The sequence below is a fragment of the Pseudomonas sp. NFPP28 genome (genome assembly GCF_900115535.1).
Taxonomy (GTDB): Bacteria; Pseudomonadota; Gammaproteobacteria; order Pseudomonadales; family Pseudomonadaceae; genus Aquipseudomonas; species Aquipseudomonas extremorientalis.
This window is the reverse complement of sequence record NZ_FOWT01000007.1, coordinates 49,735-73,211: the sequence shown is the minus strand read 5'-3', so window position 1 is coordinate 73,211 and position 23,477 is coordinate 49,735. Positions and strand designations below refer to the sequence as shown.

Below are 23,477 nucleotides of genomic sequence, written 5' to 3'. Positions count from 1 at the left end.
TAAGTTATTACGGTTGACTTGATTCAACTGATTTCACGGAGCGCCCTGCATGTCCGGCAATACCTTCGGCAAGCTGTTCACTGTCACCACCGCGGGCGAAAGCCATGGCCCGGCGTTGGTCGCCATTGTCGACGGCTGCCCGCCAGGCCTCGAACTGTCCCTGGAAGACCTGCAGCGTGACCTCGACCGCCGCAAGCCCGGCACCAGCCGCCACACCACCCAGCGCCAGGAGCCGGACGAAGTCGAGATCCTCTCCGGCGTGTTCGAAGGCCGCACCACCGGTTGCGCCATCGGCCTGCTGATCCGCAACACCGACCAGAAGTCCAAGGACTACTCGGCGATCAAGGACCTGTTCCGCCCGGCCCACGCCGACTACACCTACCACCACAAATACGGCGAGCGCGACTACCGTGGCGGCGGCCGCAGTTCGGCCCGCGAAACCGCCATGCGCGTGGCCGCCGGTGCCATTGCCAAGAAATACCTGGCCACCCAGGGCATCGTGATCCGGGGCTACATGAGCCAACTGGGTCCGATTGAAATCCCGTTCAAGACCTGGGACAGCGTCGAGGACAACGCCTTCTTCAGCCCGGACCCGGACAAGGTGCCGGAACTGGAAGCCTACATGGACCAGTTGCGCCGCGACCAGGATTCCGTCGGCGCGAGGATCACCGTGGTGGCCGAAGGCGTGAAGCCGGGACTGGGCGAGCCGATCTTCGACCGCCTCGATGCGGAACTGGCCCATGCGCTGATGAGCATCAACGCCGTCAAAGGCGTTGAAATCGGTGCCGGCTTTGCCTGTGTGTCCCAGCGTGGCACCGAGCATCGTGACGAGTTGACCCCGCAAGGCTTCCTCAGCAACAACGCGGGCGGCATCCTCGGCGGTATTTCCTCCGGCCAGCCGATCGTGGCGCACCTGGCGCTCAAGGCCACGTCGAGCATCACCACGCCAGGGCGTTCGATCGACGTGCATGGCAACCCGGTGGACGTGATCACCAAAGGCCGCCACGACCCATGCGTCGGCATCCGGGCCACCCCGATCGCCGAAGCGATGATGGCCATCGTGTTGATGGACCACCTGTTGCGCAATCGCGGGCAAAATGCCGATGTGCGCGTGAGTACGCCGGTGCTGGCCCAGTTGTGACGGCGCTGCTGTGACAGCCCTCCCATACTGGCGCCTCTCCAGCTTCTACCTGTTCTACTTCGCCCTCCTGGGGGCGACCGCGCCGTTCCTGGCGCTGTACTTCGATCACCTCGGGTTCTCCAGCGCGCGCATCGGCGAGCTGGTGGCCATCCCCATGCTGATGCGTTGCGTGGCGCCCAACCTGTGGGGCTGGCTGGGCGACTACACCGGCCGGCGCCTGGCCATCGTGCGTTTTGGTGCGGTGTGCACCCTGGCGAGTTTTTCGCTGATCTTCGTCAGCCATACCTACGCCTGGCTGGCCCTGGTCATGGCGCTGCATGCATTCTTCTGGCACGCGGTACTGCCGCAGTTTGAAGTGATCACCCTCGCGCACCTGCAAAAGCAGACGGCGCGCTACAGCCAGATCCGCCTGTGGGGCTCCATCGGGTTTATCCTCACCGTGGTGATCATGGGCCGCTTGTTCGACTGGTTGAGCCTGGACATCTACCCGGTGGTGGTCGTGGTGATCATGGCCGGCATCATCGGCGCCAGCCTGTGGGTACCGAATGCGCAGCCCGCGACCCACGGCAATCGTCTGGCGGGCGACGGCTTCCTCAAGCAATTGCGCAGCCCCGGCGTACTCGCGTTCTATGCCTGCGTGGCATTGATGCAACTGAGCCACGGCCCGTATTACACCTTCCTGACGCTGCACCTCGAACACCTGGGTTACGGCCGGGGCGTGATCGGCATGCTCTGGGCGCTGGGGGTCGTGGCGGAAGTACTGATGTTCCTGGGCATGAGCCGCATCCTCACGCGCGTTTCGGTGCGTCGTGTACTGCTGGCGAGCTTCCTGTTGGCGGCATTGCGCTGGTTGCTGTTGGGGTCGTTTGCCGAGTATTTCTGGGTGCTGTTGCTGGCGCAGGTAATGCACGCCGCCACGTTCGGCAGCTTTCATGCAGCCTCGATTGCCTTTGTGCAACGCAGTTTTGGTGCCCGGCAACAAGGCCAGGGCCAGGCGCTCTACGCCGCCCTGGCCGGCACCGGCGGTGCGCTGGGTGCGCTGTATGCCGGCTACAGTTGGAACCTGTTGGGGCCGACCCTGACCTTCAGTATCGCGAGCGTCGCGGCCCTGGCCGCCGCCCTTATCATCGGTCTTCGATTGCACGAGCAGAACCAAGGAACCCTTCAATGAGTTATGTCGCCGTCTACTGCGCTGCTTCACCGGACACCCCGAACAAGGTCCTCACCCACCCCGAGGATATTGCTGCGACCCTGGCCGAGCACGGCGTGCGTTTTGAGCGTTGGCCACCCGTTTCTATCGAGAAGGGGGCCACAGATGCGCAACTGATTGCGGCGTACAAGGCACAGATTCAAGCCTTGGGCTACGCGGATGCGCAGGTGCTCAGGGTGACGGAGGATCATCTCCAGAAGGCCGAGGTGCGTGCGGGCTTTCTTGCCGAGCGCCGCTGCAGCGAAGTTGCCGCACGTTTCATCATCGCAGGGCAGGGGCTGTTTTCCCTGCACATAGGCGATTATGTATACGCCGTGCGTTGCGAGAGAAACGACCTGCTTGTGATCCCGGCCGGTATGCCGCACTGGATTGACATGGGGGAGAACCCGCACTTTGTCACACTGCGGCTGTTCAATACGCTTGAAGAATGCATACCGGAGTTCATCGAGGACGATATTGCCAGTCGTTTCCCCGGCCTGGACGACTAATCCCCACCGATCAAAAACTACAACCCCTTAAGGTTGGAAGTTGCTGTGGGAAGAAACTCAAACTTCTGTAAGGCTTGGATGTTTATGCGCGGGCCTGCGCCTTAATACCATTCGTTATGTAACCCTCTGCGACATCAATGTTTATGTCACCTGTCAATAGGAGGAATCCGAAGAGGGTGCGGCATGAGCCAGAGAAAGGAGAGGAACTAATGAGTGGCCCCAAGGAATCGTTTCTACCGCCATATTCGGTACCCAATGCAGTCAGGCGACGTTTGAACCTGGCTGGCAAGGCCCTGACTCCGGCGGAGTTGGAAATCCTGCGCTGGGCTTCGGAAGGCAAGACCGTCTGGGAGATCAGCCAGATACGCGCCACGTCCGAAGCAACCGTGAAGTTCCACCTGCGTAATATCTATTGCAAGCTGCAAGTGACCAATCGGGTACAAGCCGTCAATGAAGCCAGCCGCCAGGGGCTGTGTTGAACCCATGAAAAAGGGCCGCGACGCTCAATGCGTCGCGGCCCTTTTGGGTATTTCAGGCTTAAGCCGAGTGGTAGGTCGGCAAGGCAAAGCGGTTCTGGCTCTGCAGCATCGAAATCTGCGGCAACTCGCTGGCCTGTTCAGCCAGGTCGCGGCGAATGGCGCTGATGACCCAGGTCAGCTGATCGGCAGTGTGCAACTGCTGATAGGAGATCGAACGCTTGACCTGTTTACCTTCGCTGTTGCGCAGGGTCAGCAGGATGCCGCCGTCTGGACGAGGCTGGGTGGTGACATCGTAGTTGGAGAATACTGAAGCGAATTTATCTTGGATCAGGCTCATGTCTATCAGCTCCGTTGGCTCAAGTGGGCAAGCATGGAGAGATAGGTGCAGTGATTGTGCCAGCTAGTGATTTAGATAAATATCGTTATAAATCAATAGCTTATAAAAATACAAAATTTCCGGATTCGTGCAATTTGCATGAATGGCCATCATGCATCCTGCATTTTGCGTTGCCGGGCGCGCTCGGGCAGGTGCCTCACTACTCATAATGACTCTCTCTGCCTGGCTTAATTCCTTTTTTCAGCGTTCGCTTATCGGGATACAAAACTTTTCAAATCCTGCGTGTACAGCCGAAGAGGGCCTGACGTACTTTTCTGCAAGGTTTACGAACAATAAGAAAAAGGACGTTCCCATGCGCCACCCGCAAAACGACATGATCACCTGGGGCATGATGCTGCGTAAGGTGCCGGCCATTGTTCGTGCTCTGCCTCGGGTGGTGCGCGGCATGCGGGCCGCCAATGTCACCGACCCCGCTCAGCCCTGTGGCCTGGGCTGGCAGTTTGAACAAGCCACCCTGCGCAACCCGGATGGCACAGCCTTGTTGTACGGCGACCGCGTGCTCAGCTACAGCGAAGCCAACCAGCAGGCCAACCGTATTGCCCACCATCTGCAAGCCCAGGGCATCGGCAAGGGCGATGTGGTGGCGATCTTTATCGAAAACCGTCCCGAGTTGCTGCTGAGCGTGCTGGCCGTGGCCAAGCTGGGCGGCGTCTGTGCGATGCTCAATACCGCGCAGACCCAGGCGGCGCTGCTGCACAGCCTCAACCTGGTGAACCCGGTGGCGATTGTGGCCGGTGCGGAATTGGTGGCTTCCTATGACGCGGTACGTGAGCAGGTGGGCATTTCCGCTGAACGCACTTGGTTTGTCGCGGACCAGCAAGCCAATGCGCTGCCCGATGGTTATTGTGACCTGATGGCTGCCAGCGCCGGTGGCCCGGTAGATAACCTGCCGAGTACCGCGCAGATTTTCTTCAACGACCCCTGCTTCTATATCTATACCTCCGGCACCACCGGGCTGCCCAAGGCCGGCATCATGAAACATGGCCGCTGGACCAAGACCGCGATCAGCTTCGGCAGCATTGCGCTGGACATGGGGCCGGAGGATGTTCTTTATTGCACCCTGCCGCTGTACCACGCCACCGGCCTCTGTGTGTGCTGGGGCGCGGCGATTGTCGGGGCGTCCGGTTTCGCTATCCGGCGCAAGTTCAGCGCCAGTCAGTTCTGGGAGGATGCGCGCAGATTCAAGGCGACCACCCTCGGCTACGTCGGCGAACTATGCCGCTACCTGCTCGACCAGCCAGCGGCCGAAAACGACCGTGATCACCGCGTGACCAAGATGGTCGGCAATGGCCTGCGCCCTGGCGTGTGGGCGCAGTTCAAGGCGCGCTACGGCGTGGCGCATGTCTGCGAGTTGTACGCCGCCAGCGACGGCAATATCGGTTTTACCAACATATTGAATTTCGACAACACCGTCGGCTTTTGCCTGCAACACTGGGCGTTGGTGGACTACGCCCACGACACGGGTGAACCGATCCGTGGCGGCGATGGTTTCATGCACAAAGTGAAGACCGGCGGGCAGGGCTTGTTGCTGGCCAGGATCGATGAAAAGTCGCCCTATGACGGTTACACCGACCCGGAAAAAAACCGCAAGGTGATCCTCACGGATGTGTTCGAGAAGGGCGACCGCTACTTCAATACCGGCGACCTGGTGCGCAGCATCGGCTTCGGCCATGCACAGTTCGTCGACCGCCTGGGCGACACCTATCGCTGGAAGGGAGAAAACGTCTCCACCACCGAAGTGGAGAACATCTTGTTGCAACACCCGCAGATCGCTGAAGTCGTGGCCTATGGCGTGGAAATCGAAAACACCAACGGCCGTGCCGGCATGGTCGCCATCACCCCGAGCGAATCGCTGGCTGCCCTGGACATGCGTGAGTTGCTGCAGTTCGCCCACGGCCAGTTGCCGCACTATGCCGTGCCATTGTTCCTGCGTATCAAGGTGAAGATGGAAACCACCGGCACCTTCAAATATCAGAAGGTGCGGCTCAAGGAGGAAGCCTTCGACCCGGACAAGGCGGGCAATGACCCGGTCTACGCCTGGCTGCCGGGGTCGGACAGTTATGTGCCGGTCACCGGGCAATTGCTGGCGCAGATCCAGGGTGGGCATTTTCGTTATTAAAGTAGCGCCATTGATTCTGCCTATGGCCGCTTTTGACAAAAAAGCCATGACAGGGGGGAACTCCCTCGCGACACTGGGCGCCATATAGAGGACCAGACAAGGAGCCCCACATGTCAGACCAAGCCAAACAAATGACCGAAGACGAAGCCGCCGAATTTGCCGAGCAGGTCTTCGACGTTGCCCGCAAAGGCGACGCCGCCATGCTCGCTGCGCTGCTGGCCAAAGGCTTGCCGGCCAACTTGCGTAACCACAACGGCGACACCTTGCTGATGCTCGCGGCTTATCACGGCCATGCCGAGGCAGTAAAAGTGCTGCTGGAGTTCAAGGCCGATCCGCAGATCGCCAACGACAAGAACCAGCTGCCGATGGCCGGTGCAGCGTTCAAGGGCAACCTGGGCGTGGTCAAGGCGCTGATCGACGGAGGCGCGCCGGTGGACGCCGCGTCTTCCGACGGCCGTACGGCGTTGATGATGGCGGCGATGTTCAATCGCGTGGAAATGGTCGATTACCTGCTGGGGCAGGGCGCCAACCCTAAGGCCACCGACGCCAATGGCGCCACCGCACTGGCCGCGGCGCAGACCATGGGCGCGGTGGATACGGCGGCGCAGTTGCAGAAACTGGTGTAGGCTACGCGCCCTCAAAAGCCAGCCCGCTACAGGACCATTCCCATGAAAACCGCCCTCGTCGAACTCATCAGCAAAATCAGCGCCGGCGTCATGGGTGAGGACGAGGTGGCGCGCATCGCCGATGAGGCGGCCCAGGCCTACGCCGACCCGGCCGCGTTTCTGGCGGCCAACCCGGATATCAACTACGACGACACCTTCCCCATCCCACTGGGTGAGTGGGTGGTGGTCGGCAGCCTGCCGGACACCGTGCTGTTCCAGGCCGACACCTATGGTGACCTGTTCGCGCAGATCGTCGCGTCGTTCGGCCCGGGCGTTGCGTTCAACCTCAAGCCCAAGCAACTGGCCAAGACCGAAGACTTGACCGCACTCAACCGCATCCAGATCCAGATGAGCGCCCTCAGCCCGGAGGATGGCGGCTATGTGCTGCTCAACTTCAGCCAGCTGCTGGATGACGAGATCCAGGCGGTACTGGTCTACGGCAACGACCTGCCGCGCGTGCTGGAGCTGTGCGCCGAAGTCGGCATCAAGGGCGAACCGTCCCTGGAAGCGCTGAAAGTCGCGGTTCACGTCTGAAATAAAACGGAACCCCCGCCAGGGCTGACTATCCTACAAGGGCATGCCCTCACTTAGGAGCGACACCATGGGTTCCACGTTTAATAGCTTGATCGGGCTGATCATCCTCGCGCTGGATATCTGGGCGATCATCAACGTATTCAAAAGCGGCGCAAGCACGGGCGCCAAGGTGTTGTGGATCTTGTTGATCCTGCTGCTGCCGGTGCTGGGCCTGATCATCTGGGCGATTGCCGGACCACGGGGTAATGTGCGGATCTGATCTCGCACACCACCTGGCAGCTGTCGAACCCTGGCTCGGCAGCTGTCGGGCCACGGCTTTTCCCTTCAATTCATTTTGTGTTTCGAAATATTCGCTGCACAAAATTTTCACATCCCTTCCAAGACAATTCGCCGGCTTTATCTTCCTGCCAAGGCCCTGTCCCAAGAGCCACTAAAGGCGGAGCGCCGGTGCACGTTCAGTAATTAATAGCCTTGCCGCCGTTGATCGGGCACCATTCGCGCCACTGCACTACTTCGTCACTTAAACTTCCAATGGGTCCTGAAACGACATGGCAAACCCGGACGCCCTGAGTCAGCAGCGAGCTTCTAATCGCCTGCTGCAACCGACCGTCAAATCCCATCTGGCGTACACGCTGCTCTGCGCACTGGTCATGATGGTGATGTTCTCCCTGCTGCGCCTGGCGCTGCTGGTGTACAACCGCGAAATGATCCTCGACACGCCGGCCTCGACCTTCCTCGAAGCGTTCGGCAATGGCCTGCGCCTGGACATTCGCCTGGTGATGTACCTGCTGGTCCCGCTGCTGCTGGCCTTGTTCAGCGTCCGCGCCATGGCTGCGCGCGGGTTCTTCCGTTTGTGGCTGACCGTCGCGTCCAGCATCGCCCTGTTCCTGGGCCTGATGGAAATGGACTTCTACCGCGAGTTCCACCAGCGCCTCAACGGCCTGGTCTTCCAATATGTGAAGGAAGACCCGAAGACCGTGATGAGCATGCTCTGGTACGGTTTCCCGGTGGTGCGCTACCTGCTGGCCTGGGCCGTGGGTACGTTGATCCTGAGCATGGCGTTCAAAGGCGCCGACCGCGCCACACGCCCGCGTGGCCCGTTCAGCGGTGGCAGCATCGGTACCCGCCAGGTCGCGCCGTGGTACACGCGCATCGCGGTGTTCGTGGTCTGCCTGCTGATCGCCGTGGTCGCCATCCGTGGCACCCTGCGCCAGGGGCCGCCGCTGCGTTGGGGGGATGTCTACACTACGGATTCGAACTTCGCCAACCAGTTGGGCCTCAACGGCACCTTGTCGCTGATCGCCGCGGCCAAGTCGCGGTTCTCCGAAGATCGCTCCAATATCTGGAAGGCCACCCTCGACCAGCCGCTGGCCACCCAGACCGTGCGTGACATGCTGGTGCTGCCGCAAGAGAAACTGGTGGATACCGACATCGCCGCCGTGCGCCGCGACTACATGCCGCCGGCCGAGAAGACCCTGCCGATCAAGAACGTGGTCGTGATCCTCATGGAAAGCTTCGCCGGTCACTCGGTCGGCGCCTTGGGTCGTCCGGGCAACATCACGCCGTACTTCGACAAACTGTCCAAGGAAGGCCTGCTGTTCGACCGTTTCTTCTCCAACGGCACCCATACCCACCAGGGTATGTTCGCCACCATGGCGTGCTTCCCGAACCTGCCGGGCTTCGAATACCTGATGCAGACCCCGGAAGGCAGCCACAAGCTGTCGGGCCTGCCGCAGTTGCTCAGCGCGCGCAAGTTTGACGACGTGTATGTGTACAACGGCGATTTCGCCTGGGACAACCAGTCGGGCTTTTTCAGCAACCAGGGCATGACCAACTTCATCGGTCGCAATGACTTCGTCGATCCGGTGTTCTCCGACCCGACGTGGGGCGTGTCTGACCAGGATATGTTCAACCGTGGCCTGGAAGAGCTCAAGGCGCGTGAAGGTGGCAAGCCCTTCTATGCGTTGCTGCAAACCCTGTCCAACCACACGCCGTACGCGTTGCCGACGCCATTGCCAGTTGAGAAAGTCACCGACCGTGGCAGCCTCAACGAGCATTTGACCGCCATGCGCTACTCCGACTGGGCCCTGGGCCAGTTCTTTGAGAAGGCCCGCAAGGAGCCTTACTTCAAGGAAACCCTGTTCGTCATCGTGGGTGACCATGGCTTCGGCAACGAACAGCAGATCACCGAAATGGACCTGGGCCGTTTCAACGTGCCGATGCTGATGATCGCGCCAGGCATGCAGGAAAAGTTCGGCGAGCGTGACCACACCGTGGGCACCCAGATCGACATCGTGCCAACCATCATGGGGCGCCTGGGTGGCGATACCCTGCACCAGTGCTGGGGCCGTGACCTGTTGAACCTGCCGGAAGGCGATAAGGGTTTTGGTGTGATCAAGCCATCGGGCAGCGATCAAACCGTGGCATTGGTGACGGCAGATCGCATTCTGGTGCTGCCGAAGGAAATGCCACCGAAGTTGTGGGAATACGAACTGGGCGCCAACCCAACCGGTAAAGTGATCCCCGAGTCGCCGGACGAGGCGGCACTGAAGCAGAAACTCGAGTCGTTCCTGCAGACCGCTACCAAGAGCCTGTTGGATAACACCGCAGGTGTGGTCAACGGCAAGCCGGACTAATTAACCGGCCATAAAAAAGAGGCCCTTTAAAGGGCCTCTTTTTTTGCCTGGCGTTTATATACGCCCAAGCAACAACAGTACCAGCAGCACCACCAGGACAACGCCCAGGATACCCGACGGGCCATAACCCCAATTACGTGAGTGAGGGAACACTGGCAGACCGCCGACCAGCAGGAGGATCAAGATAATGATCAGAATGAGGCTCATGGTTTTTTTCCTTATTGGCCTTCTGCAAAGACCGGTTGTTTAACGATAGGCCCGCATATTAAAGACAGACGCCTTAACAACTCCGACTATGCTTCTTCGCAGAAAATTCAGTATTTTTTTAAAGCATTTCGCACACAGGCTTATTTCTTTTAATGCGCTCGCAACTAAACCTGTTAGTTGAAAAATATTGAACTTAGGCTATACGCAAACATCCGACCCGGCCCACGGTTTGCCAGGGGCATTCATCACTCTGATGGTGGGTGGGTGTAGGAAAAACCTTCGCTACACTGCCGGTCACTTCTTCCGTGAACCACAAGGCAACTTCCTATGCAAAATCGCATGATGATCACTGGCGCCGGGTCCGGCCTGGGTCGTGAAATCGCTCTGCGCTGGGCCCGTGAGGGCTGGCAGTTGGCCTTGTCGGACGTGAGCGAGCCCGGCCTGCAGGAAACCCTCAGGCTGGTGCGCGAGGCCGGTGGCGAAGGTTTTATCCAGCGCTGCGACGTGCGCGACTACAGCCAGCTCACCGCGTTTGCCCAGGCCTGTGAGGTCAAGCTGGGCGGTATCGATGTGATCGTCAACAACGCAGGCGTGGCGTCAGGCGGTTTCTTTGCCGAGTTGTCCCTGGAGGACTGGGACTGGCAGATCGCAATCAACCTGATGGGCGTGGTCAAGGGCTGCAAGGCGTTCCTGCCGCTGTTGGAAAAGAGCAAGGGCCGCATCATCAACATCGCCTCCATGGCCGCGCTGATGCAGGGGCCGGCCATGAGCAACTACAACGTAGCCAAGGCGGGTGTGGTGGCGTTGTCGGAGAGTCTGCTGGTGGAGCTCAAGCAGCAGGAAATCGGTGTGCATGTGGTGTGCCCATCGTTCTTCCAGACCAATCTGCTGGATTCCTTCCGTGGGCCGACCCCGGCCATGAAGGCCCAGGTGGGCAAGTTGCTGGAAAGCTCGCCGATTTCGGCGGCGGATATCGCCGATTACATCTACCAGCGGGTCGCGGAAGGTGAGTTCATGATCCTGCCCCACGAACAGGGGCGCATGGCTTGGGCGTTGAAGCAGAAGAACCCGCAGTTGTTGTATGACGAAATGACCAGCATGGCCGACAAAATGCGCGCCAAGGCACAGGCCGCCAAAGGCTGACCGGGAAGTGGTCTGTCAGGCATTTTACCTACACATGTAAGTAGTGCCTGATTTCACGGCAAGCCATTGATGCACACCACAGCCTGCGCGCATGGTCGAGGTCCTTTCACTGTTAAAAGGACAACCGCCATGCTGGTTTTAAGCCGCGCCATAGGCGAAGTCATCTCCATTGGCGATGACATCGCCGTGCATATCCTCGAGTTGAACGGTACCCAGGTGAAGTTTGGCGTTGAAGCGCCGGCCGGGGTGCATGTACATCGCGCGGAGGTGCATCAGAAAATCCGCGAGCGCCAGGCCGCCAGCACCCATCCGGTGCCGGTGCCCAATCTCTGACGTCAGTCGAACAGATGCTTGGGCACGTCGTGCTTGAGCATCAACTGGCACTGCTCGCTTTCCGGGTCGAACACGATCAGCGCCTGGCCCTTGGTCAGTGCCTGGCGCACGCGCAGTACGCGGGTTTCCAGCGGCGTGTCATCGCCATTGTCGGTGCCGTCGCGGGTCACGAAGTCTTCGATCAGGCGTGTGAGCGTGTCGACTTCAAGTGCATCGTAGGGAATCAGCATACAAGCCTCGGGTGATGGATCCCGGCGATCCTACTGCGCCGGGACCGTAGTTGCCAGTCTCAGGACTTGTTGCCCACCAGGCTATCCACCGACGGCACTCGCGTGTCGCTTTCCATCTGCGTCTCGTGCTCGATCTGGTGACTGAACCGGTCCAGGGAACCCTGTGCCGGCTGTGCATCGCTGGCGAACACGGGCGGGCTGAGAATGTAGGCGCCCAATAGACGACTCAGCGCCGCCAGACTGTCGATATGCGTGCGCTCGTAGCCGTGGGTCGCATCGCAGCCGAACGCCAGCAACGCGGTGCGGATATCGTGGCCGGCGGTGACGGCCGAGTGCGCGTCGCTGAAATAGTAGCGGAACAGGTCGCGGCGCACCGGCAATTCGTGTTCCGACGCCAGGCGCAGCAAATGCCGCGACAGGTGATAGTCATACGGCCCGCCGGAATCCTGCATCGCCACGCTCACCGCATGCTCGCTGGAGTGCTGGCCGGGGGCGACCGGCGCAATGTCGATGCCGACGAACTCACTGACGTCCCAGGGCAGCGCGGCCGCTGCGCCACTGCCGGTTTCCTCGGTGATGGTGAACAGCGGATGGCAGTCGATCAGCAACGGCTCGCCACTGTCGACGATGGCCTTGAGCGCGGCCAGCAGCGCGGCAACGCCGGCTTTGTCGTCCAGGTGCCGGGCGCTGATGTGCCCGCTCTCGGTGAACTCCGGCAGCGGGTCGAAGGCGACATAGTCACCGATGCCAATGCCCAGGGAATCGCAGTCGGCACGGGTTGCGCAGTAGGCATCCAGGCGCAATTCCACATGGTCCCAGCTCACCGGCATTTCATCCACGGCGGTATTGAACGCATGCCCGGAGGCCATCAACGGCAACACACTGCCACGGATCACGCCGTTATCGGTAAACAGGCTGACGCGGCTGCCTTCGGCAAAGCGGCTCGACCAGCAACCCACCGGCGCCAGGCTCAAGCGGCCATTGTCCTTGATGGCGCGCACGGCGGCGCCAATGGTGTCCAAGTGTGCTGATACCGCACGGTCGGGGCTGCTTTTCTGGCCCTTGAGGGTGGCGCGGATGGTGCCGCGCCGGGTCATTTCAAAGGGGATGCCCAGCTCTTCCAGGCGCTCGGCGACGTAGCGCACGATGGTGTCGGTAAATCCGGTGGGGCTGGGAATGGCGAGCATTTCCAGCAGCACTTTTTGCAGGTAGTTCAGATCCGGTTCGGGGATGTTTCGGCTCATAAAGACTCCTGATGAGGTGTGGCGAGCAGCCGTGTTGTGGCTAGCTGGCTCACCACAAGAGGTCCCCTGGTCACAGGGTTATTGAGTAGCAGGCTGGCTGTGGGGAAACAACAAATCCACAAACTTCTCCGCGGTCGGTTGCGGCTCATGATTGGCCAGACCGGCCCGTTCGTTGGCTTCGATAAACACGTACTCGGGTTGATCGGCGGCGGGCACCATCAGGTCCAGGCCCACCATGGGAATATCCAGGGCGCGGGCGGCGCGCACGGCGGCGTCCACCAGCGTGGGGTGGAGGATGGCGGTGACGTCTTCCAGGCAACCACCGGTATGCAGGTTGGCGGTGCGGCGCACGGCCAGGGTCTGGCCACGGGGCAGGATGCTGCTGTAGTCATAGCCAGCGGCTTTCAGTGTGCGTTCGGTCTCACCATCCAGAGGAATTTTACTTTCACCATCGGTGGCGGCCTGGCGACGGCGGCTCTGGGCTTCGATCAATGCGCCAATGGAGTGATGACCGTCACCGGTGACTTCCGCAGGACGGCGGATCGCGGCGGCCACCACCTCGAAGCCGATGACCAGGATGCGCAGGTCCAGGCCTTCGTGAAAGCTTTCCAGCAACACACGGCTGTCGAACTGCCGCGCCGCTTCAATGGCTTGCTGCACCTCTTCGATACTTTGCAGATCCACGGCGACGCCCTGACCCTGCTCGCCATCCAGCGGCTTGACCACGATGCGCTGGTGCTCATCGAGGAACTCCAGGTTGTCATCCGCGCTGCCCGCCAGTTGCTGCGAGGGTACTTTCAAACCGGCGGCCTTCAGCACCTTGTGCGTCAGGCTTTTGTCCTGGCACAAGGTCATGCTGATCGAGCTGGTCAGGTCGCTCAAGGACTCACGGCAACGCACACGGCGCCCGCCATGGCTCAGGGTGAACAGCCCGGCATCGGCGTCATCCACCTGTACATCGATACCGCGCCGATGGGCTTCCTCGACGATGATCCGCGCATAGGGGTTGAACCCCGCCTGCGGGCCAGGGCCGAGGAACAACGGTTGGTTGATCCCATTCTTGCGCTTGATCGCAAAGGTGGTCAGCGCGCGAAAACCGAGCTTGGCGTAGAGGTTCTTGGCCTGGCGGTTATTGTGCAGCACCGACAGGTCCAGGTAGCTCAGGCCACGGCTCATGAAGTGCTCCACCAAGTGACGCACCAGTACTTCGCCCACGCCGGGGCGCGTGCACAGCGGGTCGACTGCCAGGCACCACAGGCTGCAACCGTTTTCCGGGTCATGAAACGCCTTCTGGTGATTCAGCCCCATCACACTGCCGATCACCGTGCCGCTGTCTTCATCTTCCGCCAGCCAGTACACCGGGCCGCCCTGATGGCGCGGCGTGAGGCGCTCGGCGTCGACCGGCAACATGCCGCGCCCCTGGTACAGCTGGTTCACCGCCAGCCAATCGGCCTCCGTCTGCACCCGCCGGATGCGGAAGCCGCGAAACACCCGTGTAGCCGGGCGGTAGTCGCTGAACCACAGGCGCAGCGTGTCGGAGGGGTCGAGAAACAGCTGCTGGGGATCGATGCCCAGGATCTGCTGGGGCGCCGCCACGTACAGGGCAATGTCACGCTCACCCGGCTGCTCATGGAGCAGTTCCTGGGCCAGGCTGGCCGGGTCGGGAAAGGTATGCCCGATCAGCAACCGGCCCCAGCCGCAATGCACCGCAATCGGCTCGGCGGCCAATGGGCTGCCGTCTTCCGCCAGGCGCGCCTGCAGGCGCTCGTAGGTCGGCGCCTGGCCCTTGATCAAGCGTTGGCTATAGGCCGCTGCGAGAGGTTTCATCAATCAGATTCCTTGTTCGCTGAGCCACAGGTTCAGCGCTGCCAGTTGCCACAGCTTGGAGCCACGCAACGGCGTCAATTGGCCCTGCGGGTCGGTCAACAAGCGGTCCAGCGCGGCGGGGTTGAACAGGCCGCGATCCTGGCTCGGGTCGAGCAGCAGTTCGCGTACCCAGTTCAAGGTATCGCCCTGCAAGTGCTTGAGGCCCGGCACCGGGAAGTAACCCTTCTTGCGGTCGATGACTTCGCTCGGAATGACCCGGCGCGCCGCTTCTTTCAGCACTTGCTTGCCGCCATCGGGCAACTTGAATTTACCTGGCACGCGGGCCGACAGCTCCACCAGGCGGTAGTCCAGGAACGGCGTGCGCGCTTCCAGGCCCCAGGCCATGGTCATGTTGTCGACGCGTTTGACCGGGTCGTCCACCAGCATCACCGTGCTGTCCAGGCGCAGGGCCTTGTCCACCGCCGCATCGGCGCCGGGCATGGCGAAATGTTCGCGCACGAAATCGCCAGCCGCGTCGTTGGCGGTCAGCCATTTGGGCGCGACAGTGGCGGCATAGTCGTCGTAGCTGCGGTCAAAAAATGCATCGCGATAAGCCATATAGGGATCGGCGGCACCGTCGACCTGTGGGTACCAGTGGTAACCGGCGAACAACTCATCGGCGCCCTGGCCGCTTTGCACTACCTTGCAGTGCTTGGCCACTTCCCGCGACAGCAGGTAGAAGGCGATGCAGTCATGGCTGACCATCGGCTCGCTCATGGCGCGAAACGCCGCTGGCAGTTGTTCGATGATCTCGCTTTCGGCGATGCGCAATTGGTGGTGGCGCGTACCGTAGTGTCTGGCGATCAGGTCCGAGTACTGAAACTCGTTGCCGGCCTCGCCACCAGCGTCTTCAAAGCCGATGGAAAAGGTCGACAAATCCTGTACGCCGACTTCACGCAGCAGGCCGACGAGCATGCTCGAATCGACCCCGCCGGAGAGCAGCACACCCACATCCACCGCGGCACGTTGACGGATGGCCACGGCTTCGCGAGTGCTGTCGAGCACGCGGTCGGTCCAGTCTTCCAGGCTCAGGTTTTTTTCATCTTCGCGCGGGCCGTAGGGCAGGGTCCACCAAGTTTGCTGTTCAGTCTTGCCGCTGGCATCGATACGCATCCAGCCGGCCGGCGGCAGTTTTTCGATGCCCGCCAGCAAGGTGCGTGGTGCCGGCACCACCGCATGGAAATTCAGGTAGTGATTCAGGGCTACCGGATCGAGGATCGGGTTGATATCGCCGCCCTTGAGCAGCGCCGGAAGGGCCGAGGCAAAGCGCAGGCGCTGGCCGGTGCGCGACAGGTACAACGGCTTCACGCCGAGGCGGTCGCGGGCGATGAACAGGCGCTGGGCATCACGTTCCCAGATGGCGAAGGCAAACATGCCGTTGAGCTTGGGCAACAGTGCCTCACCCCAGGCGTGGTAACCCTTGAGCAACACTTCGGTGTCGCCGCCGGAATAGAAGGCGTAACCCAGGGCTTCCAGCTCTTCGCGCAATTCCGGGAAGTTATAGATCGCACCGTTGAAGGCCAGGCTCAGGCCCAGGTGCGAATCGACCATCGGTTGGGCCGAGCCGTCCGACAGGTCCATGATTTTCAGGCGCCGATGGCCCAGGGCAATCGGCCCCTGGGCATGAAAGCCCCAGGCGTCGGGGCCTCGCGGGGCCAGGTGATGGGTGATGCGTTCAATCGCCGCCAGGTCGGCAGGTTGGGCATCGAAACGTAATTCTCCAGCTAATCCGCACATAAATTCCTTACCGGTTTTTCCGTTGGGGAGCATAAAACTCAATACGCCCAAAAGGGCGCGTACCCAGAAACTGACACGGGGCTATTCGTGGAGTTTTAGATCAATCGGTTATAAGCGGAATGGGTCTGTCGTAAGGCGGTATACAAATACCCGGTTGTGACTCAGGCCAGGCTTATCGTTTGGCGTCATGTTCAGCTGGCTGAGGAAGCATGCCGATGACGCAAAACCGCGATTTGAGTGAGGTCGCCGCAGGGGCGACCCAGGATGAAATGGACAGGGCATTGCTCGACATGACCGGCGATCTGGACAAGGCGCAGGTTTTGCGCAAAACCGTCCCGCGCTGGTTGATTGGGGCCGACGCTTCGACCCTCACGGCCCTTGAACAGGCGCATATCGACAGCAAGGCGATCCGTGAGAACGTCCGTTACCTGTTACAGCGCCTGGAACCGCTGGATCAATACTGCGCAGAGCGCTTGACCAATTTTCTGCGGGCCAAAGGGGTTGATTCGCCGGATGTCAGGCAAGACCTGCTGGAGTTGCCCAAACGTAAGCTCACCGGCGTCAACCCTGACCTGGGGGGCGGCTTGCTCCAGACCGTTACCTATACAAAGCAAAGCCTGCTGCATGCAGCGATGCAGAACTTCTCTGACGCGCGCGCCGAGCCCGGGGGCATGTCCGTCGCCGCTGTGGTGCGCTCTGCGGCCACCAAGCAGCCGATCGTCGGGATGACGGTGCCCGAATTTGTCGGTTATTGCCGGGAGCTGGACCTGGGGGCGCTCTATCAAAAACACATCGAAGAGGTCTTCGACCTGCCCGACCCGAAAAGCAAAGAGGAAGTCAGTTCCTACAACCAGGCTGCTGTCAGTATTGGCCTGGGCAAACTCATGGACATGCGCATGGATCTGCATATTGCCTTGTGCAAGGGGCATATCGAAGCCGGGACCTACGCGCGGTTGCTCAAGCTGATCGGTTTCGACCGTCCGGCCAGTGAGCTCAAGAGCAAGGTGCCGGGCAACGGTCTGACTACGTGGCAAGGCGTGAACATCGATGACACCTGTGTGTGGAGTGTATTGGTGTTTTCCGGCAGCGTACCGGGCAGCCTGGATACCGGCCCCTTTATTGTCTACATGCCTAACGAACCCTCCAGGCCCTGGTACGAGTACCCGACGCTGGAAGACTTCAAGGTGTACTTGTCCTTGAAGCTGCAAATCAAGAGCTACCGGACGTTTTTCGAAGGGTACCTGGATGAGTCCAACCGCCTGGATTTTTTCGAATCGTTCGACATGACGCGCAAGGTTGGCCAGCTGCGCGCCTTACCCGTCACGACCAGCCTGACAGGGTTCTTCTTCCAGGCATTCGTCGGCAAGATTCAATTGGATGCGTTAGTGCTGGCGGTGCCCAAGGCCCAGGTCGACCAGCAAGCCAGTGAAGAGCGCATGCAGCGCTATCTGGACCTGGGGCTGGACCTGCTGAATGTGGCGGCGTTGGTGGTGCCGGTGTTGGGTCAGTTGATGCTCGGGGTAGCCATCGGACAGCTGTTGGGGGAAGTGTTCGAGGCCGTCGAGGACTGGCAGCACGATGAACATACCGAGGCCCTCAGGCATCTGGTGAATGTGGCCGAAAACGTTGCGGCCATGGCTTTGTTTGTGGCGGGGGGGCGGGTAGTGGGGACGTTGAAGCGCACCCTGACAACCTCTACGGAGTTCTTCGAGAAGTTCGAAACCGTCACCACTGCCGACCAGGGCCAGAAACTCTGGCGGCCAAGGCTCAATACCTATCGACAGCCTGAGCCGGTCGCACACCAGGCCGTGGTCAATTCTCGAGGCGTCTACCAAGTCAACGGCCGCTCTTACATCCGGATGGGGGGAAACCACTATTCGGTTGCCTTCGATACCAAACTGCAGAAGTGGCGGGTTATTCATCCACAGCGCCCGCAGGCTTACCGCCCGCCGCTGGAGCACAACTTCCGTGGTGGCTGGCAGCACGTCTACGAGCGCCCCTTGCAATGGGAAGACCTCGTCTACAGCCTCAGGCGACTGGATCCAAGCCTTGAGGAGTTGCCCGCTGAGCCGTTGTCGAACCTGGCAACCCTCACCGGAATGACCCTGCCACACTTGCGGGCATTGGGCAGTGCCTACGAGCCGTTACCCGAGCGTTTTCATGACAGCGTGCTGCGCTACAAGCAAAACGACAGGGTCCGTGAACTGATGGAGTACCTGGCGCGTGGTGAACGTCCGGATGCGAGTACCGCACGCGCCCAATTGTTCGCATTGCCGCTGGTGCCAGGCTGGCCCCAGGGGCGTTTTTTCGAGGTGCTGGACGAGGAGGGCGAACTGCTGGAAAGGCATCCGGAAACAGCACCTTTCGATTATGAGGACCTGAGCATCCATATTACCCGCAAGGAGTTGAGGGACGGGCGGGTCATGGACACCTTGCTGGAGCATCTGAGCGACGAGGAGCGTGTCGACCTGTTGGGCAAGGGCGTGGCGGAAGACGACATGCGCAGCACACTGGAGCGGCGTCTGCTGGACACGCTGCGTAGCCGGCATCAAACCGTACTCGACCGTTTGTACACCTATTACGCCGGTGTTGCCCTGAACGAATTGGTGCCGTTGTGCGACCGCTTCAAACAACTGCCACCCCGTGTGGCGTGGGAGCTGTACTCACAGGCCACATTGTGGGAGCGCCGGTATTTGCGCACCACTGGCCGAGTACCACTGGTGCTTGCCCAGCGGGCACGCGAGGCGGTGGACCAGTTGGAGCAGGACCGCGCGCTGATGGGCCTGTACTGGCCGGAGTTGGCGGGGGACGGCACCCGACGCGTGGCCGTCGGTATGCTGGAGCGAATGCCCGGCTGGCCCCGAGACCTGGCATTGCAGGTACGCAGGCACACCCTGAGCGGGGAGGTGCTGGCCGAGGCGGGCGCTTCAACAGCTGCGACGCAGAGGACCCTGGTCAGTACGCCCCAGGGGTATCAGGCCTTCGATCAAAAAGGCAAGGCCCTGGGGCCGGTCGCGACAGGCGCGGACGGCTTGTATACGGCGCTTTTCGATAGCCTGCTGCCACGCCAGCGCATTGCATTGAAGCTCCAGGCTGAGAATGAGGCGGCCGACCTGCGGGGCCGCCTGCGTGCCACCACGGTGCATGAGCGTGACAGAGTCGCCCGTCACCTGTGGCCGGAACGCGGGCTGCTGGACGAAGAACCGCTGATCTGTACCCAGTCGGCGCGGGGCGAGGCAGGGCATTTCCCGGCGGCGTTGGTGCGTAAGGTCAACAAGCTTTATCCCTTGTTCAGTCCGTCGCAGGTCAACGATTTCTTGCGCGATGCGGGCCATGATCACCTGTCTCGTGCCAAGGCGGTCCAGGCACGTGAGCAGGAGTTTGAAGCGCTGCACACGGCACTCAAACGCTGGCGTGCCGAGAGGTCAGTCAATATCGTGCAGGCCGACCCCCTGTGGGACTATCGATTGAGTCGCCACCAGGCGGCGAAAAACATCGAAAAGTGCTGGCGACGGATGTCGACCCTGCCCGACGAGCGCGCCAGCCAGGTTCCAGGGCTGTTGCTCGATGATATGGTCATCGGCCCTCTGCCGACATTACCCGCACAGGTGCGCTTCGATCACGTCGAGCATTTGTCATTGCGCCGTTTGAACCTGACCGACGATGTGGCGTATTTCCTCAGCCACTTCAAGGGGCTGCGCACCCTTGAACTGGGCGAAAACCAGATTACCCGGCTGCCTGAAGCCCTGTCGCACATGCCGGGCCTGGAGCGGTTGTACCTGAGCAACAACAAACTCCAGCTCACCGAATACACCCGTGCCAAGCTGGCCGATCTGACGCGCCTGAAGGTGTTGAGCCTGGCGGATAACCCGCTGCTGGACCCGCCGGATATCAGCCGTATGTTCGCGCTGCGCAACCTGGTGTTACGCAACTGCCGGCTCAAGGAACTGCCCAAGGACCTGTGGCGCCTGCCTTATCTTGAACAGATCGATTTGCGCGCCAATGACATCAGCGTGCTGCCGGAGTGGCTGTTGCGCGTGCCGCGAAACTTTGCCCTGGGTGTCAACTTGCGGCACAACCCGTTATCGGCTCAAAGCCAACTGGCCCTGAAACATTACCGGCAGGCGTACGGTCCGGGCATGGGGTTCCTGGAAGATGATATTGCGCGTTTGAACGAGCAGAGCGCACGCGAACTGTGGCTGGCGGACGAACGGATGGCGGGCTATGCGGCGAAGAAACTCACGTGGACGGGCCTCAAGGACGATTACCGGTCGGACGCCCTGTTCAAGTTGCTCGCGGAACTGGGCGGCACCAAAGACGCCGAGTTCGTGCGTGAGGACCTGCAGCGCCGCGTATGGCGGGTGCTGGAGGCTGCCGCAATGAACAGCGAACTGCGTGAGGAAGTATTCGAACGGGCCGCCACGCCGATCAATTGTGACGATGCCGCCGCCGTCAACTTCAGCAGCCTGGAAGTCCTGGTGGAAATCAGCGATGCCAAGGCCCTCATCCAGGGGCGTGCGCTGACGCCCAGGCCGCTGTTGAAACTGGGTCGTGGCCTGTTTCGCCTGGAGCAGTTGGAGGCGATTGCGCGCCGTCACAGTGGCCTGCATCCTGCCGCCGATCCATTGGAGGTCAGCCTGGCTTTCCGCACAGGCCTGGTCGGCGAATTCTATTTGCCCGGCCAGCCTCGGCACATGCGTTATTCGCGGCTGGGTGAGGTCACTCAGTTGGCGCTGGATGAAGCCAAGGCTGAAGTCACGCTGGCCGAGCTGTCCCCCGAGCTGATGACGTATCTCAAGAAGCTGCCGTTCTGGACCGACTACCTCAAGCGTGCCCATGCGGCTCGCTTCGAGGCCTTGAGTTCGCCCTATGACGAGCGCCTCAATGACATCTTCGAGCAAAGCCTGGTACTGAGCGATGCCGATTACCGTAGTCGCATGCACACCGTCCTCAGTGAACGGGAGCAGGCTGAAAGCGCGCTGATCGAGCGCTTGACCGAGGATGCCATCAGGGCCGAAGGGCTGGGCTCCGTGTGTGAGGCCCCAGCCGGTTGATCACTCGACCTTGCCGGTGGTGGTACGGATCAGCGCCCGCACGGCAAACCGGTTGGGGTGGCAGGCGTCAGCCACGGCGCGCGGCACCGGCAACGGCTCGCTGTCCAGCCAGGCGGCGAGCAACTCCGCACTCAGCGGGGCGGTGATCAGCCCCCTTGAGCCATGACCGCTGTTGACGTAAAGCCCGTCCAGCCAGGGGCAAGCGGTGCCTGGCACTTGCCGGGCGTCCTTGCGCAGGGCGGCGTAAGCCTGGTCGAACGCCTGGCGGTCAGCCAGTGGTCCCACAATCGGCAAGTAATCCGGGCTGGTGCAGCGGAACGCGGCGCGACCTTCCAGGGTCGCCGGCTCCAGGGTGTCGGCGCCCAGGCGCTGGGCCAGGTCCTCGGAGATGCCCATGAGCAGCTCCAGGTTTTCGGCATGTTCAGCGGCGGTGGGCGTAAGGTCATCGCTTTTGAAGTCGAAACTGGCGCCCAGGGTGTGTTCGCCCAGGCGTGGCGGGGCGACGTAGCCTTCGGCGCACACCACCGTGGCCAGGGCCTGGCTGTCGGCGGTCTGCGGCAAACGGGTGATCTGCCCGCGAATGCGCTTGAGGGGCAGGTCGGCGAACCGCTGGACTTCGGCGGCGCCGGCCAGCACCGCCACGCTGGCGCTGGCCAGCAGGTGTTCACCGTCCCAGGCTTGCCACTGACCGTCGACATGACGCAGGTCGAGCACATCGTGGTGGGTTAGCACGGTCACGCCCGGTTGATGGGCTTGCCACTCGCACAATGCCGGTGGGTGCACCCAGCCGCCTTCGGGGAAAAACAGCCCACCGTGTGCCAGTGCGATACCGGCGCGGGCCTGGGCCTGGTCGCGGTCGAGCAGGTGCAGCAAGTCCGGCGCGAAGGCAGCGGCCAGTTGCGCCTGGCGCTGGGCCTCCTTGGCATCGAAGGCCAGTTGCAGCACGCCGCAACCGTCCCAGTCGACGCCGCGATGCAAGTGCTCCAGCACTCGACGGGTATAGCCGAACCCGGCCATGATCAACTGCGACAAGGCAGTGCCGTGGGCCGACAGTTTCAGGTACAGCACGCCCTGGGGATTGCCGGAGGCTTCCCGCGCCACGCCGTCATGGCGCTCCAGCAGGCTGACTTGCCAACCCCTGGCCGCCAGGCTGGCCGCCGTCGCACAGCCCGCCAGGCCGGCGCCGATCACCAGTGCGTGGCGGTCACCCGTAATGGCGGGTGGCCTGGCGAACCACGGCTTGGCCGCGACCGGTACCGGCGTGTCGGTCGGCCAACCGAGAAACTCCCCGCGCAGGATCTCCCACTTGTGGCCAATGCCCGGCGTACGTTTCATCTTGAACCCGGCGGCGTTGATCAACCGACGCACCCAGCCGGTGCTGGTAAACGTGCTGATAGTCGAGCCTGGCGCCGCCAGGCGTGCCAGTTCGGCAAACAGCTCGGCGGTCCACATATCCGGGTTTTTCGCCGGGGCGAAGCCGTCCAGGAACCAGGCGTCTATCTGCGCGTCCAGTTGGGGCAGTTGCTCCAGGGCGTCGCCGATCAGCAGGGTCAGGGTCACGCGACCGTTATCCAGCACCAGGCGCTGGAAGCCCTGATGGATGGCAATGTATTGCGCCAGCAGTTGTTCGGCGAAGGGTTGCAGTTCCGGCCAGAGCAGCAGGGCGCGTTGCAGGTCGGCATGGCTGAGCGGGTACTTTTCCACGCTGACGAAATGCAGGCGCGCACCGGCCACGGCGTGTTGTTCGAACAGTTGCCAGGCGCAGAGGAAATTCAACCCCGTGCCGAACCCGGTCTCGCCAATCACCAGCCGCCCACCGGCGGGCAGCGCGGCAAAGCGCTCCTGCAAACGGTTCTGTTCGAGGAACACGTAGCGGGTTTCTTCAAGGCCTGACTTATCGGAAAAGTACACATCGTCGAAGATCCGCGAGTGCGGGCGACCTTGGTCATCCCAGTCGAGTTGGGCGTGGGTGATGGGGTTCATGGGCGGCTCGG

At 61.5% G+C, this 23,477-nt stretch carries 19 protein-coding genes; 12 read left to right on the top strand and 7 right to left on the bottom strand.

All coding sequences use genetic code 11. From position 1 onward, the window contains the following. The first annotated feature begins 49 nt into the window (after positions 1-49). The 4 genes from aroC (at position 50) to BM110_RS18775 (ending at position 3,318) form a co-directional block, all read left to right on the top strand. Positions 50-1,141 (top strand): chorismate synthase, encoded by a 1,092-nt coding sequence (gene aroC / locus BM110_RS18790; RefSeq protein ID WP_071490765.1) that lies wholly within the window; start codon positions 50-52, stop codon positions 1,139-1,141. A gap of 10 nt (positions 1,142-1,151) precedes the next feature. Continuing rightward, positions 1,152-2,312 carry an MFS transporter gene (locus BM110_RS18785; RefSeq protein ID WP_092243196.1) on the top strand — a complete coding sequence of 387 codons (1,161 nt, stop codon included), beginning with the start codon at positions 1,152-1,154 and terminating at the stop codon, positions 2,310-2,312. After that, the gene (locus BM110_RS18780; protein ID WP_093513975.1) at positions 2,309-2,839 is read left to right on the top strand and encodes an acireductone dioxygenase; all 531 of its coding nucleotides are present in this window, start codon (positions 2,309-2,311) and stop codon (positions 2,837-2,839) included. The genes BM110_RS18785 and BM110_RS18780 overlap by 4 nt, the downstream gene beginning before the upstream one ends. 209 nt (positions 2,840-3,048) lie before the next feature. Then, on the top strand, positions 3,049-3,318 hold the full coding sequence (locus BM110_RS18775; RefSeq protein WP_092243202.1) for a response regulator transcription factor: 270 nt from the start codon (positions 3,049-3,051) through the stop codon (positions 3,316-3,318). 58 nt (positions 3,319-3,376) lie between these two features. On the opposite strand, the gene BM110_RS18770 is transcribed toward BM110_RS18775, so the two are convergent. Then, positions 3,377-3,655, bottom strand: coding sequence for a DUF3509 domain-containing protein (locus BM110_RS18770; protein WP_003172952.1), 279 nt, complete (start codon positions 3,653-3,655; stop codon positions 3,377-3,379). A 352-nt stretch (positions 3,656-4,007) separates the two neighbouring features. Here BM110_RS18770 and BM110_RS18765 point away from each other — a divergent pair, with 352 nt between their 5' ends. The 5 genes from BM110_RS18765 (at position 4,008) to BM110_RS18745 (ending at position 9,669) form a co-directional block, all read left to right on the top strand. Continuing rightward, positions 4,008-5,834, top strand: a complete 1,827-nt coding sequence (locus BM110_RS18765; RefSeq protein WP_093513974.1) for a long-chain-acyl-CoA synthetase — start codon at positions 4,008-4,010, stop codon at positions 5,832-5,834. 110 nt (positions 5,835-5,944) lie between these two features. Continuing rightward, entirely contained in the window at positions 5,945-6,460 is a 516-nt protein-coding gene (locus tag BM110_RS18760) for an ankyrin repeat domain-containing protein (protein WP_093513973.1), read from the top strand. Between the two features lie 42 nt (positions 6,461-6,502). Beyond that, entirely contained in the window at positions 6,503-7,033 is a 531-nt protein-coding gene (locus BM110_RS18755; RefSeq protein ID WP_071492765.1) for a hypothetical protein, read from the top strand. A 67-nt stretch (positions 7,034-7,100) separates the two neighbouring features. Next, a complete protein-coding gene (locus tag BM110_RS18750) occupies positions 7,101-7,292 on the top strand; it encodes a PLDc N-terminal domain-containing protein (RefSeq protein WP_003192770.1) in 192 nt (63 codons plus the stop codon). Between the two features lie 289 nt (positions 7,293-7,581). Continuing rightward, on the top strand, positions 7,582-9,669 hold the full coding sequence (locus tag BM110_RS18745; RefSeq protein ID WP_071490758.1) for an LTA synthase family protein: 2,088 nt from the start codon (positions 7,582-7,584) through the stop codon (positions 9,667-9,669). Between the two features lie 54 nt (positions 9,670-9,723). Here BM110_RS18745 and BM110_RS18740 read toward each other — a convergent pair whose 3' ends face one another. Continuing rightward, the gene (locus BM110_RS18740; protein ID WP_015885095.1) at positions 9,724-9,876 is read right to left on the bottom strand and encodes a DUF3309 family protein; all 153 of its coding nucleotides are present in this window, start codon (positions 9,874-9,876) and stop codon (positions 9,724-9,726) included. A 327-nt stretch (positions 9,877-10,203) separates the two neighbouring features. Between BM110_RS18740 and BM110_RS18735 the strand changes: the two genes are divergently transcribed. Both BM110_RS18735 and csrA read left to right on the top strand, forming a co-directional pair. Beyond that, positions 10,204-11,019 carry an SDR family oxidoreductase gene (locus tag BM110_RS18735; protein WP_071490757.1) on the top strand — a complete coding sequence of 272 codons (816 nt, stop codon included), beginning with the start codon at positions 10,204-10,206 and terminating at the stop codon, positions 11,017-11,019. 129 nt (positions 11,020-11,148) lie between these two features. Further along, on the top strand, positions 11,149-11,352 hold the full coding sequence (gene csrA, locus BM110_RS18730; RefSeq protein WP_092243214.1) for a carbon storage regulator CsrA: 204 nt from the start codon (positions 11,149-11,151) through the stop codon (positions 11,350-11,352). Positions 11,353-11,354: 2 nt separating this feature from the next. Here csrA and BM110_RS18725 read toward each other — a convergent pair whose 3' ends face one another. The 4 genes from BM110_RS18725 to BM110_RS18710 all read right to left on the bottom strand — a co-directional run bounded on the left by BM110_RS18725 (position 11,355) and on the right by BM110_RS18710 (position 16,429). After that, the gene (locus tag BM110_RS18725; RefSeq protein WP_003192759.1) at positions 11,355-11,582 is read right to left on the bottom strand and encodes a YheU family protein; all 228 of its coding nucleotides are present in this window, start codon (positions 11,580-11,582) and stop codon (positions 11,355-11,357) included. 59 nt (positions 11,583-11,641) lie between these two features. Beyond that, on the bottom strand, positions 11,642-12,826 hold the full coding sequence (locus BM110_RS18720) for an osmoprotectant NAGGN system M42 family peptidase (protein WP_093513972.1): 1,185 nt from the start codon (positions 12,824-12,826) through the stop codon (positions 11,642-11,644). Between the two features lie 78 nt (positions 12,827-12,904). Then, positions 12,905-14,653 (bottom strand): N-acetylglutaminylglutamine synthetase, encoded by a 1,749-nt coding sequence (ngg, locus tag BM110_RS18715; protein WP_093513971.1) that lies wholly within the window; start codon positions 14,651-14,653, stop codon positions 12,905-12,907. 3 nt (positions 14,654-14,656) lie between these two features. Then, positions 14,657-16,429 (bottom strand): N-acetylglutaminylglutamine amidotransferase, encoded by a 1,773-nt coding sequence (locus tag BM110_RS18710; RefSeq protein ID WP_093513970.1) that lies wholly within the window; start codon positions 16,427-16,429, stop codon positions 14,657-14,659. Between the two features lie 215 nt (positions 16,430-16,644). Here BM110_RS18710 and BM110_RS18705 point away from each other — a divergent pair, with 215 nt between their 5' ends. Continuing rightward, on the top strand, positions 16,645-21,483 hold the full coding sequence (locus BM110_RS18705) for an NEL-type E3 ubiquitin ligase domain-containing protein (RefSeq protein ID WP_093513969.1): 4,839 nt from the start codon (positions 16,645-16,647) through the stop codon (positions 21,481-21,483). On the opposite strand, the gene mnmC is transcribed toward BM110_RS18705, so the two are convergent. Continuing rightward, on the bottom strand, positions 21,484-23,466 hold the full coding sequence (gene mnmC, locus BM110_RS18700; protein ID WP_093513968.1) for a bifunctional tRNA (5-methylaminomethyl-2-thiouridine)(34)-methyltransferase MnmC2/FAD-dependent 5-carboxymethylaminomethyl-2-thiouridine(34) oxidoreductase MnmC1: 1,983 nt from the start codon (positions 23,464-23,466) through the stop codon (positions 21,484-21,486). Positions 23,467-23,477: the final 11 nt, after the last annotated feature.